At 39.8% G+C, this 19,734-nt stretch carries 16 protein-coding genes; 8 read left to right on the forward strand and 8 right to left on the reverse strand.

The genetic code is table 11. The annotated features are described in order from the left end of the window. Window positions 1–375 precede the first annotated feature (375 nt). Both IEY40_RS13720 and IEY40_RS13725 read left to right on the forward strand, forming a co-directional pair. A complete protein-coding gene (locus IEY40_RS13720) occupies window positions 376–1,008 on the forward strand; it encodes a response regulator transcription factor (protein WP_188957124.1) in 633 nt (210 codons plus the stop codon). A 151-nt stretch (window positions 1,009–1,159) separates the two neighbouring features. After that, window positions 1,160–2,977, forward strand: a complete 1,818-nt coding sequence (locus IEY40_RS13725) for a hypothetical protein (protein ID WP_188957126.1) — start codon at window positions 1,160–1,162, stop codon at window positions 2,975–2,977. Window positions 2,978–3,106: 129 nt separating this feature from the next. On the opposite strand, the gene IEY40_RS13730 is transcribed toward IEY40_RS13725, so the two are convergent. The 6 genes from IEY40_RS13730 to IEY40_RS13755 all read right to left on the reverse strand — a co-directional run bounded on the left by IEY40_RS13730 (window position 3,107) and on the right by IEY40_RS13755 (window position 8,184). Further along, window positions 3,107–3,706: a hypothetical protein gene (locus IEY40_RS13730; protein ID WP_188957127.1), complete on the reverse strand. Its 600-nt coding sequence runs from the start codon at window positions 3,704–3,706 to the stop codon at window positions 3,107–3,109. 89 nt (window positions 3,707–3,795) lie between these two features. Then, a complete protein-coding gene (locus IEY40_RS13735) occupies window positions 3,796–4,827 on the reverse strand; it encodes a hypothetical protein (protein WP_188957129.1) in 1,032 nt (343 codons plus the stop codon). A gap of 181 nt (window positions 4,828–5,008) precedes the next feature. Further along, window positions 5,009–5,392: a hypothetical protein gene (locus IEY40_RS13740; RefSeq protein WP_188957131.1), complete on the reverse strand. Its 384-nt coding sequence runs from the start codon at window positions 5,390–5,392 to the stop codon at window positions 5,009–5,011. Between the two features lie 125 nt (window positions 5,393–5,517). Continuing rightward, window positions 5,518–6,756 (reverse strand): hypothetical protein, encoded by a 1,239-nt coding sequence (locus IEY40_RS13745; RefSeq protein ID WP_188957133.1) that lies wholly within the window; start codon window positions 6,754–6,756, stop codon window positions 5,518–5,520. Between the two features lie 158 nt (window positions 6,757–6,914). Next, window positions 6,915–7,418 (reverse strand): hypothetical protein, encoded by a 504-nt coding sequence (locus IEY40_RS13750; RefSeq protein ID WP_188957134.1) that lies wholly within the window; start codon window positions 7,416–7,418, stop codon window positions 6,915–6,917. 85 nt (window positions 7,419–7,503) lie between these two features. After that, window positions 7,504–8,184, reverse strand: coding sequence for a hypothetical protein (locus tag IEY40_RS13755; RefSeq protein WP_188957136.1), 681 nt, complete (start codon window positions 8,182–8,184; stop codon window positions 7,504–7,506). A gap of 276 nt (window positions 8,185–8,460) precedes the next feature. Between IEY40_RS13755 and IEY40_RS13760 the strand changes: the two genes are divergently transcribed. Beyond that, on the forward strand, window positions 8,461–9,909 hold the full coding sequence (locus IEY40_RS13760) for an OmpA family protein (protein ID WP_188957138.1): 1,449 nt from the start codon (window positions 8,461–8,463) through the stop codon (window positions 9,907–9,909). Window positions 9,910–10,069: 160 nt separating this feature from the next. Here the strand turns inward: IEY40_RS13760 and IEY40_RS13765 are convergent, their stop codons facing one another. Further along, window positions 10,070–10,525 carry a DUF2057 family protein gene (locus IEY40_RS13765; protein WP_188957140.1) on the reverse strand — a complete coding sequence of 152 codons (456 nt, stop codon included), beginning with the start codon at window positions 10,523–10,525 and terminating at the stop codon, window positions 10,070–10,072. Window positions 10,526–11,039: 514 nt separating this feature from the next. On the opposite strand from IEY40_RS13765, the gene IEY40_RS13770 reads away from it, so the two are divergent. After that, a complete protein-coding gene (locus IEY40_RS13770; RefSeq protein ID WP_188957142.1) occupies window positions 11,040–14,438 on the forward strand; it encodes an EAL domain-containing protein in 3,399 nt (1,132 codons plus the stop codon). 122 nt (window positions 14,439–14,560) lie between these two features. Here IEY40_RS13770 and pyrC read toward each other — a convergent pair whose 3' ends face one another. Then, complete coding sequence (gene pyrC, locus IEY40_RS13775) at window positions 14,561–15,598, reverse strand: dihydroorotase (RefSeq protein ID WP_188957144.1); 1,038 nt, start codon at window positions 15,596–15,598, stop codon at window positions 14,561–14,563. 215 nt (window positions 15,599–15,813) lie between these two features. On the opposite strand from pyrC, the gene IEY40_RS13780 reads away from it, so the two are divergent. The 4 genes from IEY40_RS13780 to IEY40_RS13795 all read left to right on the forward strand — a co-directional run bounded on the left by IEY40_RS13780 (window position 15,814) and on the right by IEY40_RS13795 (window position 19,699). Continuing rightward, on the forward strand, window positions 15,814–16,818 hold the full coding sequence (locus tag IEY40_RS13780) for a WD40 repeat domain-containing protein (protein WP_229777113.1): 1,005 nt from the start codon (window positions 15,814–15,816) through the stop codon (window positions 16,816–16,818). A 344-nt stretch (window positions 16,819–17,162) separates the two neighbouring features. Beyond that, a complete protein-coding gene (locus IEY40_RS13785) occupies window positions 17,163–17,444 on the forward strand; it encodes a DUF134 domain-containing protein (protein ID WP_188957146.1) in 282 nt (93 codons plus the stop codon). Between the two features lie 45 nt (window positions 17,445–17,489). After that, window positions 17,490–17,921, forward strand: coding sequence for a transcriptional repressor (locus tag IEY40_RS13790; RefSeq protein ID WP_188957148.1), 432 nt, complete (start codon window positions 17,490–17,492; stop codon window positions 17,919–17,921). Window positions 17,922–17,989: 68 nt separating this feature from the next. After that, the gene (locus IEY40_RS13795; protein ID WP_188957150.1) at window positions 17,990–19,699 is read left to right on the forward strand and encodes an FAD-dependent oxidoreductase; all 1,710 of its coding nucleotides are present in this window, start codon (window positions 17,990–17,992) and stop codon (window positions 19,697–19,699) included. Window positions 19,700–19,734 lie beyond the last annotated feature (35 nt).

Genomic DNA, 19,734 nt, shown 5'->3' on the forward strand with positions numbered 1-19,734 from the left:
AAAAACATCCATTTTACCGTATGCAACAGGATTATAATGTTGTAGTATATCGACCTGCTCATTTAAACAGCAAGAAATCGACCCCAAATACAGCGTGTAAACATGTACTTACGTTGTATTTGATAAGTTATAGTATGAGCACAATATACAGCTCCGTTTTTTTAATTTATCTTACTTAGCCCATAGACTGCACAAGTTTACATGCAGATAATGTAAAAAGCCTATGTAGGATAAGAGGGAGCATCAAAAAGCAAAATTGAATAAAACAGTACGCAATCAGGATAACCAAGCGATGCCACGTTATGCATAACAGGCAACCGCAACGTTAAAAAAATACCGCTAAGGGATGCAGTATTTTGAAACAAGGAAAGTAACATGCTCACTAAACACCTGCTTATTTTAGATTTCCCTCTGCATCTGCAAGAGCCTTTTCAACACCTTGCCAATCTTATTGAATGCAACCTTATTTCATGCAGTTCTAGCTGTGCATCTGCTGAGTTGTCAACACTAGCTAGCATTGAAAATAGCACCGCGATATTGATTCATTACCTTGAGCACCCGCTACAAGAAATAAGCTATTTATCTGCAGAGCTATTTAAAAGTAATTTGCATATTGCCTATTGCCCAACGCTAAATGTTGAGCTCGAAGTGATTTTGATCTCTTCTGGATTTCATGCGGCGATGAGCATCGACGAAAGCCTAGTCGATCAAATACAAAGCATCAATAAAGTACAAGATGGCGACATTAGCTTTAGTGATAAAGCCGTATCTAAGTATATTTTACAAAAAAAACGGGTTCCCTCTTCTGGTAACCGCGCTAAAATTCTTGCCGTAACAACTAAAAAAGAACAACAAATTCTGTCCCTTATACTGCATGGACTCACTAACGAAGAAATGGCAAAAGAGCTCAACATTTCCGTTAATACTGTCAAAATGCACGTACAAAATATTTATAAAAAAACCAAAATTAAAAATCGCGGCCAGTTATTTGCGTTCGCAGCAGGTTAATTACCTCTTTAACAACACCAAGCCAGAAATGTTTCTGCAATAAACATAACCCACCAGCAACGGTGGGTTAGCAGATGTATTGCTATGTATTACGGTACTGCACGACCCTTTGGAGAAAAGCGTAGTACCTCACTAATGTAAGGACACATTAATGCACCATAAAAGTTTATTAGCTATTTTAATTTCTAGCGCACTCTTAATCGGTTGTGGCTCATCAGACGATGACTCAGCCACAGATGTAAGCCAACCAGATGCAGGCATACCAACCACACCAACAACGCCTCCTGTATCAGAATTCGACCAGCAAATAAGTGGTTTAGCGGTATACCAGGGCGCATTATCTGGCGCTACAGTATGTGCAGATTTAAATAAAAACTTAAGCTGTGATAGCGATGAACCATTTGCAATTACCGATGCTGATGGTAACTATCAAATAGACTGGAAGAGCGAAGTTGAAACGCCAGACTATTACTTAGTGGCTAACTGGCAAGCAGCAACAGCAACACAAGCAATCCAGGCCCGCTCTTTAGCACTTAAGGTTAAAAACCCGACTAACCGAGCAGCACCAAAAGCTATCGTTAATGATGCAGGACAAGGGACATTAATCGCAAGCCCACAATACAATGGCGCGATTAACAACCTAACTCATATTAAACAGTCTCGCATTATAGAAATGATGAATCAAAACCTGTCTGACAGTGACATTAGTCAACTATCAACCGAGTTAGACACGCTATTAGCTATTTTGTATCAATTAGATGCAAATACCCTGTACTCAGTTTCTGCTGAAATGTCAGCCACCGCGAGTTTTACCCGCATAGACTATGTCATTGCCTATTTACAACAAGTCATCACGACTCAAATTCCAAACATAATCGCAGCAGAAAAAATTCTTGCTGCGACTTATGCAGAGCTTTGGCAAATATTAAGTGATAGCGGTCTGTCTATCGAAGAGTTCTTTTCAGATGACGCCTTTACCTTAGTCATTAATATACTCTTTAGCGATTCAGCCATCGCATTAGGATTTACAGAATTACCTATCGATTCGCGTATTTTGTCACAAAACGATTGGGATGTTGTGCTAGGTAATATCATTAATGATAAAGGTTTCACTAACACCTTATCGCTTACTTTATCTTCTGATCTGAGTGCATTTTCTATGCAAAATGCCGACAACACAAAAGTGTTAACCTGGATCTCCGCTCTGGCCGGTCAAGCCCTAGCATTTGAAGCACCAATAGATGAAGACGATGACGAGCTTACCGAATGTTGGCACACAACAGACAAACGCTGGTATACAGAGGACAATGGCCCTGTAACCGAACCTAGCATTACAGGTAATACCTACAACACGGTTTATGCAGGAACGAATGTCCCTATTACTATCGACATCAATAAAATCAATAACGCCAACACCAGCGACTTTTGGCTGTCAGTGTTAAATACATCACCAGAAATGCTAAAATTAGACGCATTAACCTGGCCAGATACACTATACAGTCTAACCATCACTCAAGCCGAAGATGTAATGTGCCGAGTAGTTGAAGATTATGAAACATACGCGCTATCAAGCTTTGTCACTGAAGAAACACTTTCGACAACAATGGTAGCCGAAGCTTTATTTGGTTTTTATTTCCCGCTCGACATCATCATTGATGAAGAAGATCAAACCATTGCTTTGCTTGATAGCGATGGCAACATTGAACAACGTTATCAAATGACAAAAAGCACAAGTCCAAGTGATCAGTTATTAATTAAAGTCGCTGAAATCGTCGAAGGCACCGCACAGGAATATGTCTATCCAGACTACTTCTTATTTGTTGACCAACAGCTTATGAAAGTTGAACTCAATGAAAAAATGCAAACGTCTGCTTCTAACAATGTGTCAGTCACCTTTGATAACAACACAGGGTTTACTCAAACGTTATACCAACACTTATATGATCAGGTTAATCCACTGGTATTTTAACTCTAGTTGTGTCGTCTAATTTAAGGCGTTGTCACAGATAACAATAAACCCCATAAGCAAAAGCGAATGGGGTTTATTTTTGATGCGGCATTACAATTGCGCGTTAATAAATGATCACTCACATAGACTTTACAGCTCTTCTTGCGCTTGCATACGCTCAACATCTTGCTTGGTGTATCCCATCGCTTCGGTGACATAGCACATCTTCACCAGTTGGAACATTTGCACCAAACTACCCACCTGCCCTGCATGCATTTGTAAGTTTAATACTGCCATCGTAGCAGCCATTTCATCACCCGGCGCGACCGTGTTAGTTAACTCAGATAAAGATTGATTTTTAGTTGCGACCTCATTAATAAGCTGATTATATTCAGTGACATTTTCAGGTGTATAACAGGTCGAGGTTTCAGGTAACTGCGCTAAAAACTGCTCATACTCTTTGACAAACAGCTTAGCTTGCACCAGCGTCTGCTCGCCTAGAGCTTGTAACTCTGTCACCTTACCGCTTTGAAATACTGCAGCAGCATTACCCGACGCCACGAGCTGATTAAACTCATCCATCAACACTAATTGTTTTTCTGATATCACTTTTGCATCTTGGGCAATCGGTTTAGTTTTAGCCTCAAATGCATCAATAGCGCCTTGGTTGCTCGCCAATGTTGCAAAGCTCATTGTGGTAATGGCAGTAGTCATGGCCATCAGCAAGCTGGCTTTTTTAAAAATGTTCATCAATAACATCCTGTTAGTTGAGTTTTAAATAAGTGCTTATAATAAATCCAGTGTTTAGTGTTTAGTGTTTAGTGTTTAGTGTTTAGTGTTTAGTGTTTCAGATATGGTATTAACCAACTGTGAATGGCATAGCTGTGTTGTGTTGGTAATCTAAAAGCTAACCATTCGGCACCTAATCGAGTCACTAAATACGTATTTCTGGTAATGTTTACTACGCCAATGATATCTGAACGTTTATAGGTTTTTTCGTTAAACACACCATGTTTAACAATCAAAGTATCATTATAAATTCTGAGTTTTGTCCCCGCGGCGCGGTAAAAAAATACCCAAGAAAAAAAACCAATCAGTAACGCTGATAAAGCATATTGAACTGGCAAGGATACATAAGGCGTAAAAACGGATTCAGAAAAGAATAATATAAATATCGAAATAAAAAATGATATGCCTATGGTACTCATCGCAAACAGCCAAAATCTTAATGATGTAAAAGGCATGCCGCCGATAGTTAGTTGCTGAAAGCCTGATTCATGTACTAAATCACCTGTTGGAAGTGCAGTCGGCTTATGGTCTTTTAATAACCCTTTGGTACTAAATTTGTGCCTTTTATGCTGAACAACTAATGCCAAATCGGTATCAAAGTGTTTTTCAAAAAACATCACGACATTGATCATGGTTGAAACATTTCTGATAGTGATATGCCATTCAGGGAAGCTATAAAACTTAAGCGCATAATGATGCCTAACTATTTCTTGACGATCAAAAAAAGCGTTAAATTCACCGGTAATGAAACCAGACATTTCGAGTAATGAAAGATTGTTATTCGTCACTGTCTCTTTTTCTTTGGTTATACCGAACCAGGACTTTGTTTTCACCACCTCTTTACGGGTCGCATCAATAGTTAATCGGTTACGCTTAAACATAGGGAAGAATAAACAACTGCCGACAAGGGCTATAATGAGTGGCATGAATATCTCGCCCGTATCTTGGTAGCCAAACCAACCTAAATAAATAATACCTGCCCCCATGGCGGCCATACCAATACCAAAAACGAAGTCGATAATGCCACCAGTATCTTGCAGCACAATGCAATCATCATTCTGCTTACAAATTTTATAACTCATAAATCCCTTTAATATTTTTTAGGCATTAACAAAATAATGCCCTTTAGTGGCAATACGTAATTGCTCTGGCAACCCTAGCGGATTGATAAATTTAGACTGTTTAGATAATTGAGAATACTGCATTCGTTATCCTTAACAACAATACGAAATATTAATTCATAAATATAGAAACCAATTGATTTTATTGATCCTTATCTAGCCAGCCGGGTAAACCATCATCGTCATAATCAACATTAAATGAGTCGAAATAACCAAGGTAATACTCTCGCGCATCCCAAATGTTATCTTTATCAGTATCGTGGGTTAAGTTATTAATACCCATTGCAGATTCCAGATCATCACTGAGCGCATATCCATCTCTATCAATAAAGGTTGTGGCATTGTAGATAAAACTATCTTTACCATCAAAATCAATGTCATTAACACTGATGTGATACTTTCCGTCTTTTAAGAACCCAACGTTAATTGCAATAATTTTCAATGCGTTATTTATTGGTATTTTACCAAAATTCAATGCAATCTTCGCCTGAAAAATAGATATTGGGTTTAAAGCCAGAGTCATCATTGTAGTGAAGCACTAGGATATAAAATTCATATTTCGATATTTGTCTATACCATTTCCCTGAGATTTCACGTTTATAACACTAACTCTGTCCTGTTCTGACAACGTTAATGACGTTGCTTTTGCTGTTAAATCAAATAACGAATATACAGCGAGTACAAGCCAAAGCCTGTCATACCTAGTAGCGCTATAGCCATCGGTATGAGTATGTAAAAACGCCATACCGCTGCTATTTTTGGGATTTGCGTCAACGTTGCACTGTAGCCGAGTTGAGACAGTGCAATAACAAATTTATTACTATCAAATGTTTGCCCTGCTAACGTAGTGCTTTCACCGTGACTCACATCAATGTTTACTTTAAATACAAAAGGTCGCCTGTATTGCCTCCAGGTACCGTCACCATCGCCAGCTTTATACCAATTCCACTCAATATTAATTGATTTAATCGCAGACTTTTCTATCTGTCTAACTTGCTTGTCCTCAAAATACACTCTTGGAATAACAAGTGAATTTTCGCTGATAACAATCTCATTAGGAGTCGATATCCCCTGTGTATAATGCTTATCGTAAATGAGCTTTCGCCTTACAGCAGATACCACAACCCCAAGTAGTGCAACCACGGTGGCAGCTACGATATTTTGGCTGGAATAAAGGATAAACAGGGCAGCCATAAAACTAATATAACTTGAAGCCCAGACTTGATGAAAGTATTGCCGAGGTAAAGGCAGCATAAACAGTGTGACGGGGTATTGTAATTTTATCGGGTCGTTAAATAGCTTAATCCCAATAAAGGCTTTTACGGTATCTTGGTCGAGCGGAACTGAACTAAAGGTTGGCCAATCTTTACGACTAACGCTATCAAATTGACCGACAACATTAATCCCCTGCGACATTAACTCTTTTCGACATTGTTGCACCAATGCGGGCAACTTATGTTGCTTCACTTTTAACGATATCGATATCGGTTCAGCAAATTGAGTTTGTTGACTCTCTTTAACATGCAAAATCACTTTATAAGTATTATGCACTTCTTTTAACTCAATATTTTTTATTACTGAGTAATCAACATTTTGTTGTTGAAGGGAATAAATGGATTTCCTCCCTAACTTGAAACCATGGAACCGTGTTAACACCTTGCGTGAGGCATCAAAGCACCATCGACATTGATAACTAAACGCTACCAACATCGACAATATACTGAGCATTAAACGCCCGACAGATTCAGCCGAAAAAGAAAAGACACTTACCGCCAACACCACATAAATCAGATTAAAGCATATAAAAATCCACTTTATTTTTTCAACGGCTGACACGACTGAAAATGATGACGCGGTAATCAATAACGTCCCTGTTAACTTGTTAAACATCCTATTCCTTAATCGAATTTACACTTTTTAAGATTATTGTCAGTGCCAACTAAATGCATCAAGAGCCTCGCTATCGACTATTTTTAACCATATAATTCTATTACGTCATTAACATGCCGTTAATGAACAAAAAGGATAAGCAGGTACCATATAATGGCCTACAATAACGTAACAACCTTCCACTGGTTTTCTAAATAGGCTAGTTTACAGTATCCACTCGCTTGACGAGGTTTGTTGGTTTTCGGTGAAACAGTATCAAAACGATATCCCACCCATACCTCAAGATCATGTCCACGCATCTGCGCAGATTGACGAACTAAATTATTGTTAGCGTTTTTAGCATCTTTAAACGCAAACTCGCGTCCTTCATCAATTCGGTAATTATCGATACCCAAATATGACTTGTTATAATATTTATCATGTAAGTCGGCTAAATGCATTTTTACTTGTTCATCTGTTGCTGGTATCTCAGCAAATATTGTTCTGAATAACTTTACATCTTGATTGATTACGACATTAACTGATTTTTTACACAAGGAATGCGGTTCTGATAAGTTAATTTTCTTTGCGGCTTCCATCCATTGAGCTTGCTCATCTTCAGTCGCTCCCATTGACGCTGTCGAGATAAATAGTAATAAAATAATAGCGATTAATTTGTACATGAAAACATCCTTTTAATTTACGTTTTTGCTTTACTAGCGCTTAAAAACTCACAATCAATCATGTATATAATCAATTGAATATACACTACAAAAAATAGTGTTTCACTAGCATGCCTGTGACAACGGCATTGACTAAAACAGGGAATGTTACGGCTATAATATTAGGCAAAAAAGCCCATGACCAATTGCCGTGCAGCGTTGTTAATGGGTAGTCGAAAAAACACAGCATGTAAACAATGTGTTTAAGCGGGAAATACATCGCATTAAGGGTAATGACTTCACCGCTTTTTAGCTTAATATCACACGCGGTAATATGATTGCGCACATGTAAACGATGCATTTGTGATTTATATTTTACCGTGATGCGCTCAATGTCATCGCGTTGTAACTCCAACTGCCCCACAGGCTTATTAATTATTGCATTCGCAGGAATGGCAATACGCTGCTGGCTAACATAGCAACGTAATGTCCCGGTAATACCGTAACGTCGCCTAACCAGCCAATAACGTCCTATTAAGTAGACAGGCAATAATCCAATGTTGATTAATACTAATGCACGAGCAAGCTCAGTATTAGGGTAATTAAGAGGTAAAACAGCTAAACCGACCATCAAAATAAGCAGTAACAATGAAACACCTAAAGACAGAGGGTAACCTATATTAACGACATATAAACCCACGTCACTTTGCGCGTTAAAGTTACGCATCCCTTTTATGTAAAGGTTATAAAACCAAGATCTATCATCTAACGCTATTTTTTTTGCCATATACTTACTAGTGAGCAATATCCTTATTAATGTACTCAAATGTTATCACCATCCACAGAATGTTCACTAATAAACCCACTACCTTTTTCCTAATAAAATAGTATTCACTATTGAAAACATTCACAGGGATGTATCTGGGATAACAAAAACATCAAAAGTGATAATAAAACAACCATCATATTACGAATTCATTTACACCTTATTGATGTTTGAATATCTTATGACCACTTAATGTTATTTCACAAAATATTGGATACCACACAACAGGGAGTTGATATGTTAAAACCCGCGCTAATGTCATTGGCCGTTATTATGGCAATGATGCCTGCAATGAACGCCTATTCGGCAACATCACAAGAATTGTTTTCTGAGCCTAAAGAGGTAAAAGACACAAAAAGTGAACTTAGACACTTCACGCTTGTGCAATTGATCACGGCAATTGATGGCAAAAACATTCTGTCAAAAGAAGTGAAAGGTAAACTGACTAGAACCAACTATGAGCTACCGCCGTCTTATACGCCGGCTCATTTAATCAATAACTATAAAAGCCAGCTTAACGCGCTAAATGCTGAGATTATTTTTGAATGTGAACAAGCAAGTTGTGGTGATGAAGATAAGTTACAGCAATTTATTAACCCGCTAGAAACAAATTCACGAACATCTCCATCAGTGTTAACAGCAAAAATCACTTCACCTAAAAAACAAGTTTACGTATCGATATATGCGGCTAGTTGGGCTCGTTACACTAATTTAGAACTCGATATTATTGAAGTCATCGATGAACCCTTAGATTTGGTCACCACTAATCAAGGTTATTTATCACAAGCTGTGAGTGAAATAGCGGTAAAAGACAATAGCGATAAAGATACTAAAAACTCGGCTGACCACCCAATGTTAACTCGTATACCTGGTGCTTATATTAATGAATATACCAGCCATAGTTTTGGACAAGTTGCGGTATTAATAGATAAAAACGGCAAGAAATTTGAGACTAAGATGCTAGACGGTAAAATCACCGATATTGGCTACGTGTTACCTCGCACTTATTCCGAATACGAGATAAATGCTAACTACCAAAACGCGTTATCTAAACTTGGTTTTAATGAAGTTTATGCTTGTACAGGTAAAGAATGTGGCAAAAAAACGGAAATGTATGACGCCTTAAAATTACTCATGTCCAATGGTATGGACGACAGCCAGTTTTATCGTTTGTATAAGTTAGATCGGCCCGAGGGAAATGTTTATGTCATGGTGTATGTTATTGGGTTTTCAGGGCAATTGTCAGCTGAAATCCGAATCATTGAAGAAACCACGTTAAACAATAACCGTGTGGGTATTGATTTGCAGGGCTTAACCGATGAAATAGCCAAAACCGGCCATGTGGCGCTAGACGGTTTATTGTTTAAATATGATAGCGATGAATTACTGCCAGAAGCTTATCCGATTGTTGAAGTCGTCGCTCAATACCTTCAAACGCACCCTAAACAGCTTTTTTATGTGGTAGGGCATTCAGACGACCAAGGTTCGCAAGCTTATAACCAAACCTTGTCAGAAAAACGTGCTACAGCAATTAAAACCCGCTTGATAAAACAGTTCTCTATTGCTGCACAACAAGTTGAAGCCAAAGGGGTTGGCGAGTACTCACCTATTGCCAATAACCTTGATGAAGCGGGCCAAAAACAAAATCGCCGGGTTGAACTGGTGATTCGCTCAGACAGTAAGTAACCATTCACAACAGACTGTATTTGGTTAAACCATTTACGTTTATGATGTAAAAACAAAAAGGTAGCCTAGGCTACCTTTCTATTTTTATGCTTGTGGCTTTGAGTTGGAGTAATGGCTATGAGAAAGCCAAATAAACATATTGCGAAGTTAACCATACACGCTACTTAAGCATAAGTTGAGTGAGCAATTGCGCTTGAGAGAGTAACTCAACGTTATCATGATGCTGACCATTAACGGTTAATTTAACTTGTGGGTTATCTAAAAACTCACGGGCATCTTCGGCGCTGTAAATTGTCGGAGTGATGATTTCATAGCGTTGGTTTTTAGCCACATTTAACGTGAGATAAAGTGGCTTTGAGCGAACCCAATAACCAGAATCATCCGCATTGTCTTGAAACAAATCACGGTAATTTATCTCTACTAACTGTTGGCCGCGCTTAAGGCCGATAGTGCTTTCAATACTAACATTTTCGCCATTAACGGTTTCGACAATGAACGAGTCTGGCACGGTTAAACTTGATGCCTGTACCTGAAACCCAAATAACAAACTAAGGCTGATAATAACTGGGGTGACGATAGACTTAACTGCGCTCGCCTGGGTTGATAATAATCTCATGGGGTTATCCTTTTAAAGTGTTGCTTGGCTACCAAGCAAGTTGTATTGATTTAAAAGACCCCAGCGTTAGCCATTTTCTTACAGATTTTTATCACTGCTGTTGCTTGTTAATTGCCAGTACTGCGCTTATCTCACTGTATTAATTATTTAAACCGCCTTAAAAAATAATACCAAAATAAAATAGCTATGCGTTGTTTCACATTAATCAAAACAATATCCACCATTGTTTAGCCATCTATAATGTTGCGTGCTAGCGTGTAGATTAGCGGCAAAGAATACTGCTTTAATATCGATAAATTTCATGGCTGATTTCATGTTAAAAATCAATTTACGACTAAACTAAATAAATAACCTGAGCTCAGATTAAATAGTGTTAAGTGTGCAAACAGCGATGTCGCCAATATGATGATAAAGGGCAACATATTGATACGATAACGATAACCCTGTTTGACCGCCCAAGTATTGGCGATGTAAAGCGTAATGGATGACACTCCCTTTTACTTGCGGGGTACAAATGGATAGTTTTTTTAGTTTATTGAATAACGCGGTCTTACTGCTAGCACTCGTTGTTATCTTCGATGCAGTTAGATTGCAAAAAATAGCTCCGACCCGCTACAAGTCAATATTAAGCGGTATTTTTATTGGCATCATTGCCATTAGTGTCATGAGTAATCCTTGGGAACTGCGCCCAGGGGTATTTTTTGATGCTCGATGGATTTTACTTAGCTTAAGTGGCTTATTTTTTGGTTTTATCCCCACGTTAATTGCAACGGCCTTTGCCTTGTCTTTTAGGCTTTATCTCGGTGGTGATGGCGTTTACGTAGGCAGTTTAATTATTGTGTGCAGCGCCTTGCTCGGTCTAGGTTGGCACTATTGGTTATCAATATCCACTAGTAAACTTAACTGGAAAAATATTCTCACAATGAGCTTAATCGTTGAGTTCGTGGTGATTGGTTGCCTACTTTTAATGCCCATAGATGATAGGTACAACATTGTTTCGACCATCAGCCCAACCTTGCTTTCGGTATTTACTGCAATGTCATTTCTATTGGGGCTATTACTTAAGCATCGAATGGATAGCCAAAAGCTCGCTCAAGAATTATTGCGTCATCAACAGTTACTCGAAACTGAAAAAAACCTACTGCAAAATATTATTGATGGCATACCCGACCTGATTTTTTATAAATCGACTGACGGTAAATATTTGGGCTGCAATAAAGCCTTTGTTAACCAAATGTCCTTAACATTAAATGAAATCAAGGGTCGCACCGACCATGACTTATTTAGCACGCAACAAGCCAGAAAGTTTATTGACGATGATACTCACGCATTGGTGCAAAGAGCGACCGTAATTTACGAAGACAAGGTAGTAGCTAATGGTGTTGAACACATTTATCGCACTCAAAAAACCCCATTTACTAATGTTGATGGCGATATCTTAGGCATTGTCGGAGTGAGTCATGACGTTGCAGAAAAGCGGAATATAGAAGAGCGATTGCAGCGCAGCGAGTCGACTTACCACAACATTATTAGTACCGCCCAAGATGGCTTTGTAATGGCGTCACTCGATGGGAATATTATTGAAGTTAATCAAAGCTTTGCCAATATGACAGGTTACAGTACCAGCGCATTAATTAGCATGTCCGTTAATCAAATTGAGACCGATGAAAAACGCCAATTTTCACCTCGCAATCTTGATAGGGCTAAACACAAAAAACGTTTTAACTACACCTCATTACATAGGCATCAACAAGGTCACCTTTATCATGTAGAAGTGACTGTCAGCTATTGGAATGGTGATAACGGCATGTTTTTTTGCTTTGTTAAAGATATTTCGGAACGTATTGAGGCTGAAAAGAAACTACTGCTGAGCGAATCTAAATTTAGACATATTTTTGAACGAGTCCCCGCTCTTTCAGTGCAAGGATACGACAAAAATCGGTCCGTGATTTTTTGGAATAAAGCCAGTGAAAACCTTTATGGCTACACCCGAGAACAAGCCATGGGGAATAAACTAGAAGACTTAATTATTCCGGCGCCGTATCGCCAACATGTTATCGACAATGTAAATGCATGGGTAGAAAAGGGGATCCCTATTCCTGCTGAAGAATTATTACTTCAGCGCGCTGATGGCAGTAGTGTGCCAGTTTATTCATCTCACACCCTGATAAAAAATACCGATAACGAAATGGAGATGTACTGTATCGATATTGATTTAAGTGCGCAGAAAAAAGCAGAAGAACAAGCCCTTACCCTGTCACAAGCTATTGAGCAAAGCCCTATCTCGATGGTATTAACCGATACAGACAGTAAAATTGAGTATGTGAACAGTGCATTTGAAAACACCACAGGTTACAGCGCGGCAGAAGTCATTGGCCAATCGACCAATATTCTCAAGTCAGGCTTAACACCTAAATCTCTTTATACCGAATTATGGCAAGCTATTGCTGCCGGTAAAGCCTGGCAAGGGGAACTGCAAAATAGAAAGAAAAATGGCGACATATTTTGGGAGCACGCCCACATCGCACCTATTTTCGATAATTCTGGAGTAACAAAGCATTATTTAGCGTTAAAACAAGATGTAACGCAATACAAACAACAAGAAGAAAAAATCCTCCATCAAGCACATTACGACAGCTTAACCGGCTTACCGAATCGCTTGTTGTCTCTTGAGCGTTTAGCACAAATGATTAAAGATGCTAAACGCTGCAACAATAAATTGGCAGTACTGTTTTTAGATTTAGATGATTTTAAAAAAGTGAATGATACCTTGGGACATTCTGTGGGCGACGAGCTGTTAATCCAGGCTGCAGCACGCTTACAAAATACAATCCGAAGCGATGATGTAGTTGGGCGTCTTGGTGGTGATGAATTTATTATTTTATTTAACGATATAGACGACCAAGAAGATGTTGAAACTGCTGCCAATAAATTACTCCAACAGTTTTACCAGCCTTTCCAGCTTGAAAGTAGAGAGTTAGTCTCAACGATCAGCATAGGTATTGCGCTATATCCTAATGATAGCTTAGACGCAAAAGAACTGCTTAGGCAGGCTGACTCGGCCATGTACCACTCAAAAGAACAAGGTAGAAATACCTATACGTTTTTCACCGACCAAATGAATAACGACATGCACCGCAGACTCAAAGTAGAAGAGCAATTACGTAATGCACTGAAAAATAGTGAGCTTACGGTCTATTTTCAACCGTTTGTTGATATTCGCAATCGTAAAATCATTGGTGCTGAAGCACTATTAAGATGGTATAACCCAGAGCTTGGTCATGTTACACCCGATGAGTTTATCCCTATCGCAGAGCAAACTGGGCTAATTCTATCTATTGGTAAGTTTGTGTTAGAAACCGCTTTTGCCGCTGCTTATCACTGGCAAACTTACTTTAATCGCCAGTTTAAAATTGCCATTAATGTGTCACCGAAACAATTTAGAGAAAACAAATTTGTCGATTTACTTAAAGCCTTATTAGGCCAATATGACATTAAACCCAGTAGCGTAGAACTAGAAATCACCGAAGGGGTTTTACTGAGTGGTGACCTAGTTATTAATCATAATTTATCTGCCATCAACGACATTGGTATTAGTATTTCTATGGATGATTTTGGTACTGGCTATTCATCCTTAAGTTATTTACGCAGCTATCCTTTTGACACATTGAAAGTAGACAAAAGCTTCATTAATGACATTACCGTTGACCCTGGTGATTTAGAGTTGGTGGGCGCGGCAATCGCAATGGGCCATGGATTAAACTTAAATGTCGTTGCTGAAGGCATCGAAACTGAAGAACAATATCAATTACTCAATGCACTGAAATGCGACTATGGTCAGGGCTATTTATTTAGTAAGCCTTTACCTCAAGCTGAATTTGAAGCTCTACTCGAAAAACAAGAAAGCATTTAGTCTATTAGCATATGAATTTTGCCTGCTACGCTAAACCCGGTGAGCCTATAATAGACAATGCCGGGGCATTAATGAGTAACCATTAATGCCCCGGCATTTTTGCTTATTTACCTATGCAATAACTAGGCAGTTTTTACTTTCCAATTCACTGTTTGGCCAGCAAAAAATGGCACGATTGGATTACCGTTTGGCAAAATAATTTCTTCTGGCACTGTCCACTCTTGTTTTACTAACGTGACAGTACCTGTGTTACGTGGCAAACCATAAAAATCAGCACCATGGAAACTGGCAAAGCCTTCTAACTTATCGAGTGCACCTAGGTTATCAAACACCTGCGCATATAACTCTAATGCACTCCACGCACTGTAACAGCCTGCACAACCGCATGCAGACTCTTTACGGTGTTTTTCATGTGGGGCTGAATCGGTACCTAAAAAGAACTTACTTGAACCAGTCGCTACTGCTGCTTGCAAAGCTTGCTGATGAATATTGCGCTTTAACACAGGCAAACAAAAGTTATGTGGACGAACACCACCAACTAATAAATCGTTACGGTTTAGCAGTAAATGTTGCGGAGTAATGGTGGCGGCCACGTTGGCTGAAGCCCCTGCTACAAACTCGGCAGCTTCTTTAGTAGTAATGTGCTCAAACACCACTTTAAGTTGAGGAATAGCTTCAACAATGCGAGACAAATAGCGGTCAATAAACAGCTTTTCACGATCAAAAATATCAATGTGCGACTCTGTCACTTCACCGTGCACTAACAACAACATGCCTTGCTGAGCCATCACTTCAAATATGGGAAATAACGCATCTAATGCTTTTACTGCAGCATCCGAATTTGTCGTGGCACCAGCAGGATACAACTTAGCGGCAACCACACCGGCGGCCTTAGCGTCGATAATATCTTGGGCGCTAGTGTTGTTGGTTAAAAACAGCGTCATTAGCGGCTCAAAGTCACTACCCTGTGGGCGCGCTGCTAGAATGCGTTCACGGTAGGCCACAATCATGTCGGCATTGGTAACCGGTGGCACTAGGTTTGGCATCACAATCGCACGTTTAAACAACCTTGCTGTTGCGGGTACGGTTTCACGCAGCATGTCACCATCACGAAAATGAAGGTGCCAATCGTCTGGCGTTGTTAGGGTTATTTGCGTCATGTGGGTTCCTAGTGCTACTACCAAAATTGCCGCTATTGTGCCTGAATTCGGTTTTTCTTAATAGATGCATAATTTGAACGCAGACTTTTCTATATCAAAAAATCATGCCATTTTTAATAAAAAGTCGCGCTATTCATGTCACTACAAACCATTAAAACCAGCGGTAACCCTCTATGTTATTATGTTGAAAGCATCTTTCTTATAGGGGAATTAAATTGTTAGCTAATGCCGGTTCTAGATTACTAATCAATGTGCACTTTATTACCGTCATCACGATAATGATGATTGTCTCTGGCTGCAATCAAGCTGAGGTGATGAAAACCTCCGATAATATTCAACAACTTGTTCAAGAAACGCTAATTGATGGCGTATTGTCTAACGATGCCAGTATGGCTATTACATTAGGCAGAAGCCGTACATTATCAATTTGGGATGTGGCAACAAGCCAACTATTACATCAATGGTCTGACGATGACTTTGATGAAACCAATTATCTGCTGGCGTTATCAGGTAACAAACAATTCCTTGCGACTGCTGGCAAACAAAAAATATCCGTTTTTAACCTTGAGACAGGCAAATTAGATATCCGTTGGCCCGCTCAGGGATTTAATCCCGACGCCAGTATTTCGAGCCTTTTTCTAAGCCAAACAGGCAGCACTATTTTGGTAGGAATGAATGATGGTTCAATTACAGTGATACAACGAAGTAGCATGACAATGTCATTGTTTAAACAACACAGCGCCGCAGTTAATCATGTTGAACTATCGGGCTTTGAACAGCAGGTATTATCGACTGGGCTTGATGGTGATGTACACATTTGGGCTGCTTATAGCGGTGAGTTGATCAGCAGTTTCTCACGTCCTCAACAAATCACCAGCGTGAGTTTTGATGACGCTAATCGGCGCTTATTTATTGCCGATGCACTCGATAACAATGTCATTATCGATACCCAAACAATGCAGTCAGTAAGTCATCTAGATTACCTTGAACGCTATCGCTATTTTCGGCAGGCTTTATTCGTCAATCACGGCAAAAACTTAATTACCGCAACGTCAAAACAAAGTGTTATCTATTGGGATGTATCATCTGGAAAAGAGCTTTCTCATTGGGATATCACCGCCTATAACGCTGGCACTACGGTATTTTCAATGGTAATGAAACCCAATGGTAAGCTATTGACCTTAAGCTCAGATGGCGCACTTGAGACGTGGAGCTTATAAGTTTATCACCACCAGATATAATAAAAATCATTACCGCGTTATTTGATTTGTTAGTGTGGCTGATTGGTAATTGGCGCTTCATAGTTGTTTGCAATGTTTGGCGTATCACGGATTATAAAATAATCTCTCGGATAGTATCCATATGAATCAATATCATCACTAAACAGTCACTAACACTCCAATGCTAGCTTGATTTAGCACAGTGATAAAATCAGTATCGTAGAGTTGTCAGCTTTATGGGCTAGATCAAAGATCTGTTTGTATCTCAAACTCAATAAAGAATAGAGCTTGCATGTGTGAACTACATTCAGTATATATAGCATATGCTAAAAATGAGGTGTCAAATGGCAAGACCTAAAATACCCAGAACCATATGCGGACAACGCGCCAACATTTGCTTTAAACCTAATGGTATTCCAATGACACAGTTGGAACAGGTACCTCTGGCTGAGGATGAGATGGAAGCATTACGCTTAGTTGATCTGCTCGGTATGCAACAACAAGAAGCGGCTAAATCAATGGGCGTATCTCGTCAAACACTGGCCAATTTAGTGAAAGCAGCAAGGCACAAGGTGGTTGATAGTTTAATTAATGGTAAAGCATTAATGACAAAAAACATCAGCTAAATCGGCAGTACAGTCAACACGGTTAGGCGTAAATAGGTAAGGCTAATGCAAACAGTATTAAAAGACTCTGGCCTAAAAGTAACCAGTCAAAGATGTAAACTACTCGAATTTATCAATCAGGTTGATGAGCAACACTTAACCGTTGAAAGCATTTTTCAAGGTATTAATGCACAAGGTGAGAGCATCGGACTCACCAGTGTTTACCGGATGATGTCTGACTTTGAGCAAGCAGGCCTTGTGACTCGTCGCTTACTTGAATCAGAAAAAACAGTTTACGAACTTAGCAATAAGCCACGCCATGATCATTTAATTTGCCTGACCTGCGGCAAGGTTATTGATTTTGTCGATCCGCTGATTGAATTGCGTTTAAGCTTAGCTGCCGAGCATCATGGCATGAGCATTCACCACCATAGCCTCAATATGTATGGCCAGTGCTTTGAATGTCAAAAAGCACATCAAAACGAATCGATTACCTAAAACCTATTCCGTAAGCCTATTACACCTCGATTAATAGGCTTAATGACTTAACCTTATTGGAGATAAACATGACTAAAATTGTCATCATTGGTGGTGTTGCCGGTGGAGCATCTGCAGCGGCAAGAGCAAGAAGAGTCTCTGAAACCGCTGAAATAATTATGTTAGAAAGGGGCGAGTTTGTGTCGTTTGCTAACTGTGGTTTGCCTTACCATATTAGCGGCGAGATAGAATCAAGAGACGCACTATTACTGCAAACGCCCGAAAGCTTTAAATCACGTTTTAATGTTGAGGTGCGAGTATTAAATGAAGTGATCGCGATCGATCGTCAAGCAAAACAACTCAGTATTCGAAATCTGGTTACGCATGAAACCTATATCGAATCTTATGATAAATTATTGCTAAGCCCTGGCGCCTCGCCGATTAAACCACCACTGCCAGGTATTGATAGCCACTTTGTTCATAGCCTACGTAATATTCCCGATATGGATAAAGTCCTCGCCACCTTAATGCTGCATAAACCCAAACATGCCACTGTTGTGGGAGGTGGATTTATTGGTCTAGAAATGGTCGAAGCGTTACGTCATTTAGGCTTAGAAGTGAGTTTGCTTGAACTTGCGGACCAAGTGATGGGACCTGTTGATCTTGAAATGGCAAACATGCTGCACCAAAAACTGATCGATAATGGTGTTGATTTACGCTTAAAAACTGGGCTTGCCGCCGTAACTGAATGCCCGATCCCACTGGCTGAAGCAGACAACACCGATGACTACGACAAACCTGTATCACCACACTTTCACTTGCAATTAGCCCTAAGCGATAACAGCACATTAGCCACAGATTTAGTGATTTTGGCCATTGGTGTCAAACCAGAAACTAGCCTAGCATCAGCATGCGGCCTTGAGTTAGGCAAGCTCGGTGGCATTCGAGTTGATGATGAAATGCGCACCTCAGACGCTGATATTTATGCCGTGGGTGATGCAATTGAAACCGCTGATTTTGTCACGGGTAACCCAACGTTAATCCCACTCGCAGGGCCAGCCAACCGACAAGGGCGTTTAGCGGCAGATAACATGTTAGGCGCTAATATAAAATATCGTGCAACTCAAGGCACTGCGATTTGTAAACTTTTTGATATGGCCATTGCGTCTACTGGTTTAAACGAAAAAACGTTACTCAAACAGCAAATCCCATTTGAGAAAATTTATGTGCACACTGCCAGCCACGCCAGCTATTACCCTGGCGCGCACCCTATTACGTTAAAGCTATTATTTAGCCCAGATAATGGCGCTATTTTAGGGGCTCAAGCTGCGGGGCTAGATGGCGTAGATAAACGAATTGATGTATTGGCCGTAGCGCAACGGGCTGGCATGACGGTATATGATTTAGCCGACCTTGAGCTTACTTATGCACCGCCATTTGGCTCGGCGCGCGATGTGGTTAACCAAGCAGGTATGGTGGCCGCTAATGTATTGTTAGGTGATGAACAGATTTGTCACTCGCACGATATAAGCGCTGTAAACGCAGGACAAGTTGTTGTAGATGTGCGCAATCCGGGTGAGCTAACCACAGCAGGCGCAATTGATGGCGCTATGAATATTCCACTGCCGCAGCTGCGTGACAGACTCAACGAACTGCCTAAAGACAAAGAGCTACTTGTCTTATGTCAGGTGGGTTTACGCGGGCATGTTGCTTATTGCATGCTTTCTCAGCATGGTTTTAAAGTACGTAATCTCACTGGTGGTTATAAAACCTTCCAAATGGTTAACGCCCGTTTTTAACTTAAGAGTTAGACCGACTCACTAAAACAAAAAAC

The sequence above is a fragment of the Shewanella ulleungensis genome, from assembly GCF_014648315.1.
Taxonomy (GTDB): Bacteria; Pseudomonadota; Gammaproteobacteria; order Enterobacterales; family Shewanellaceae; genus Shewanella; species Shewanella ulleungensis.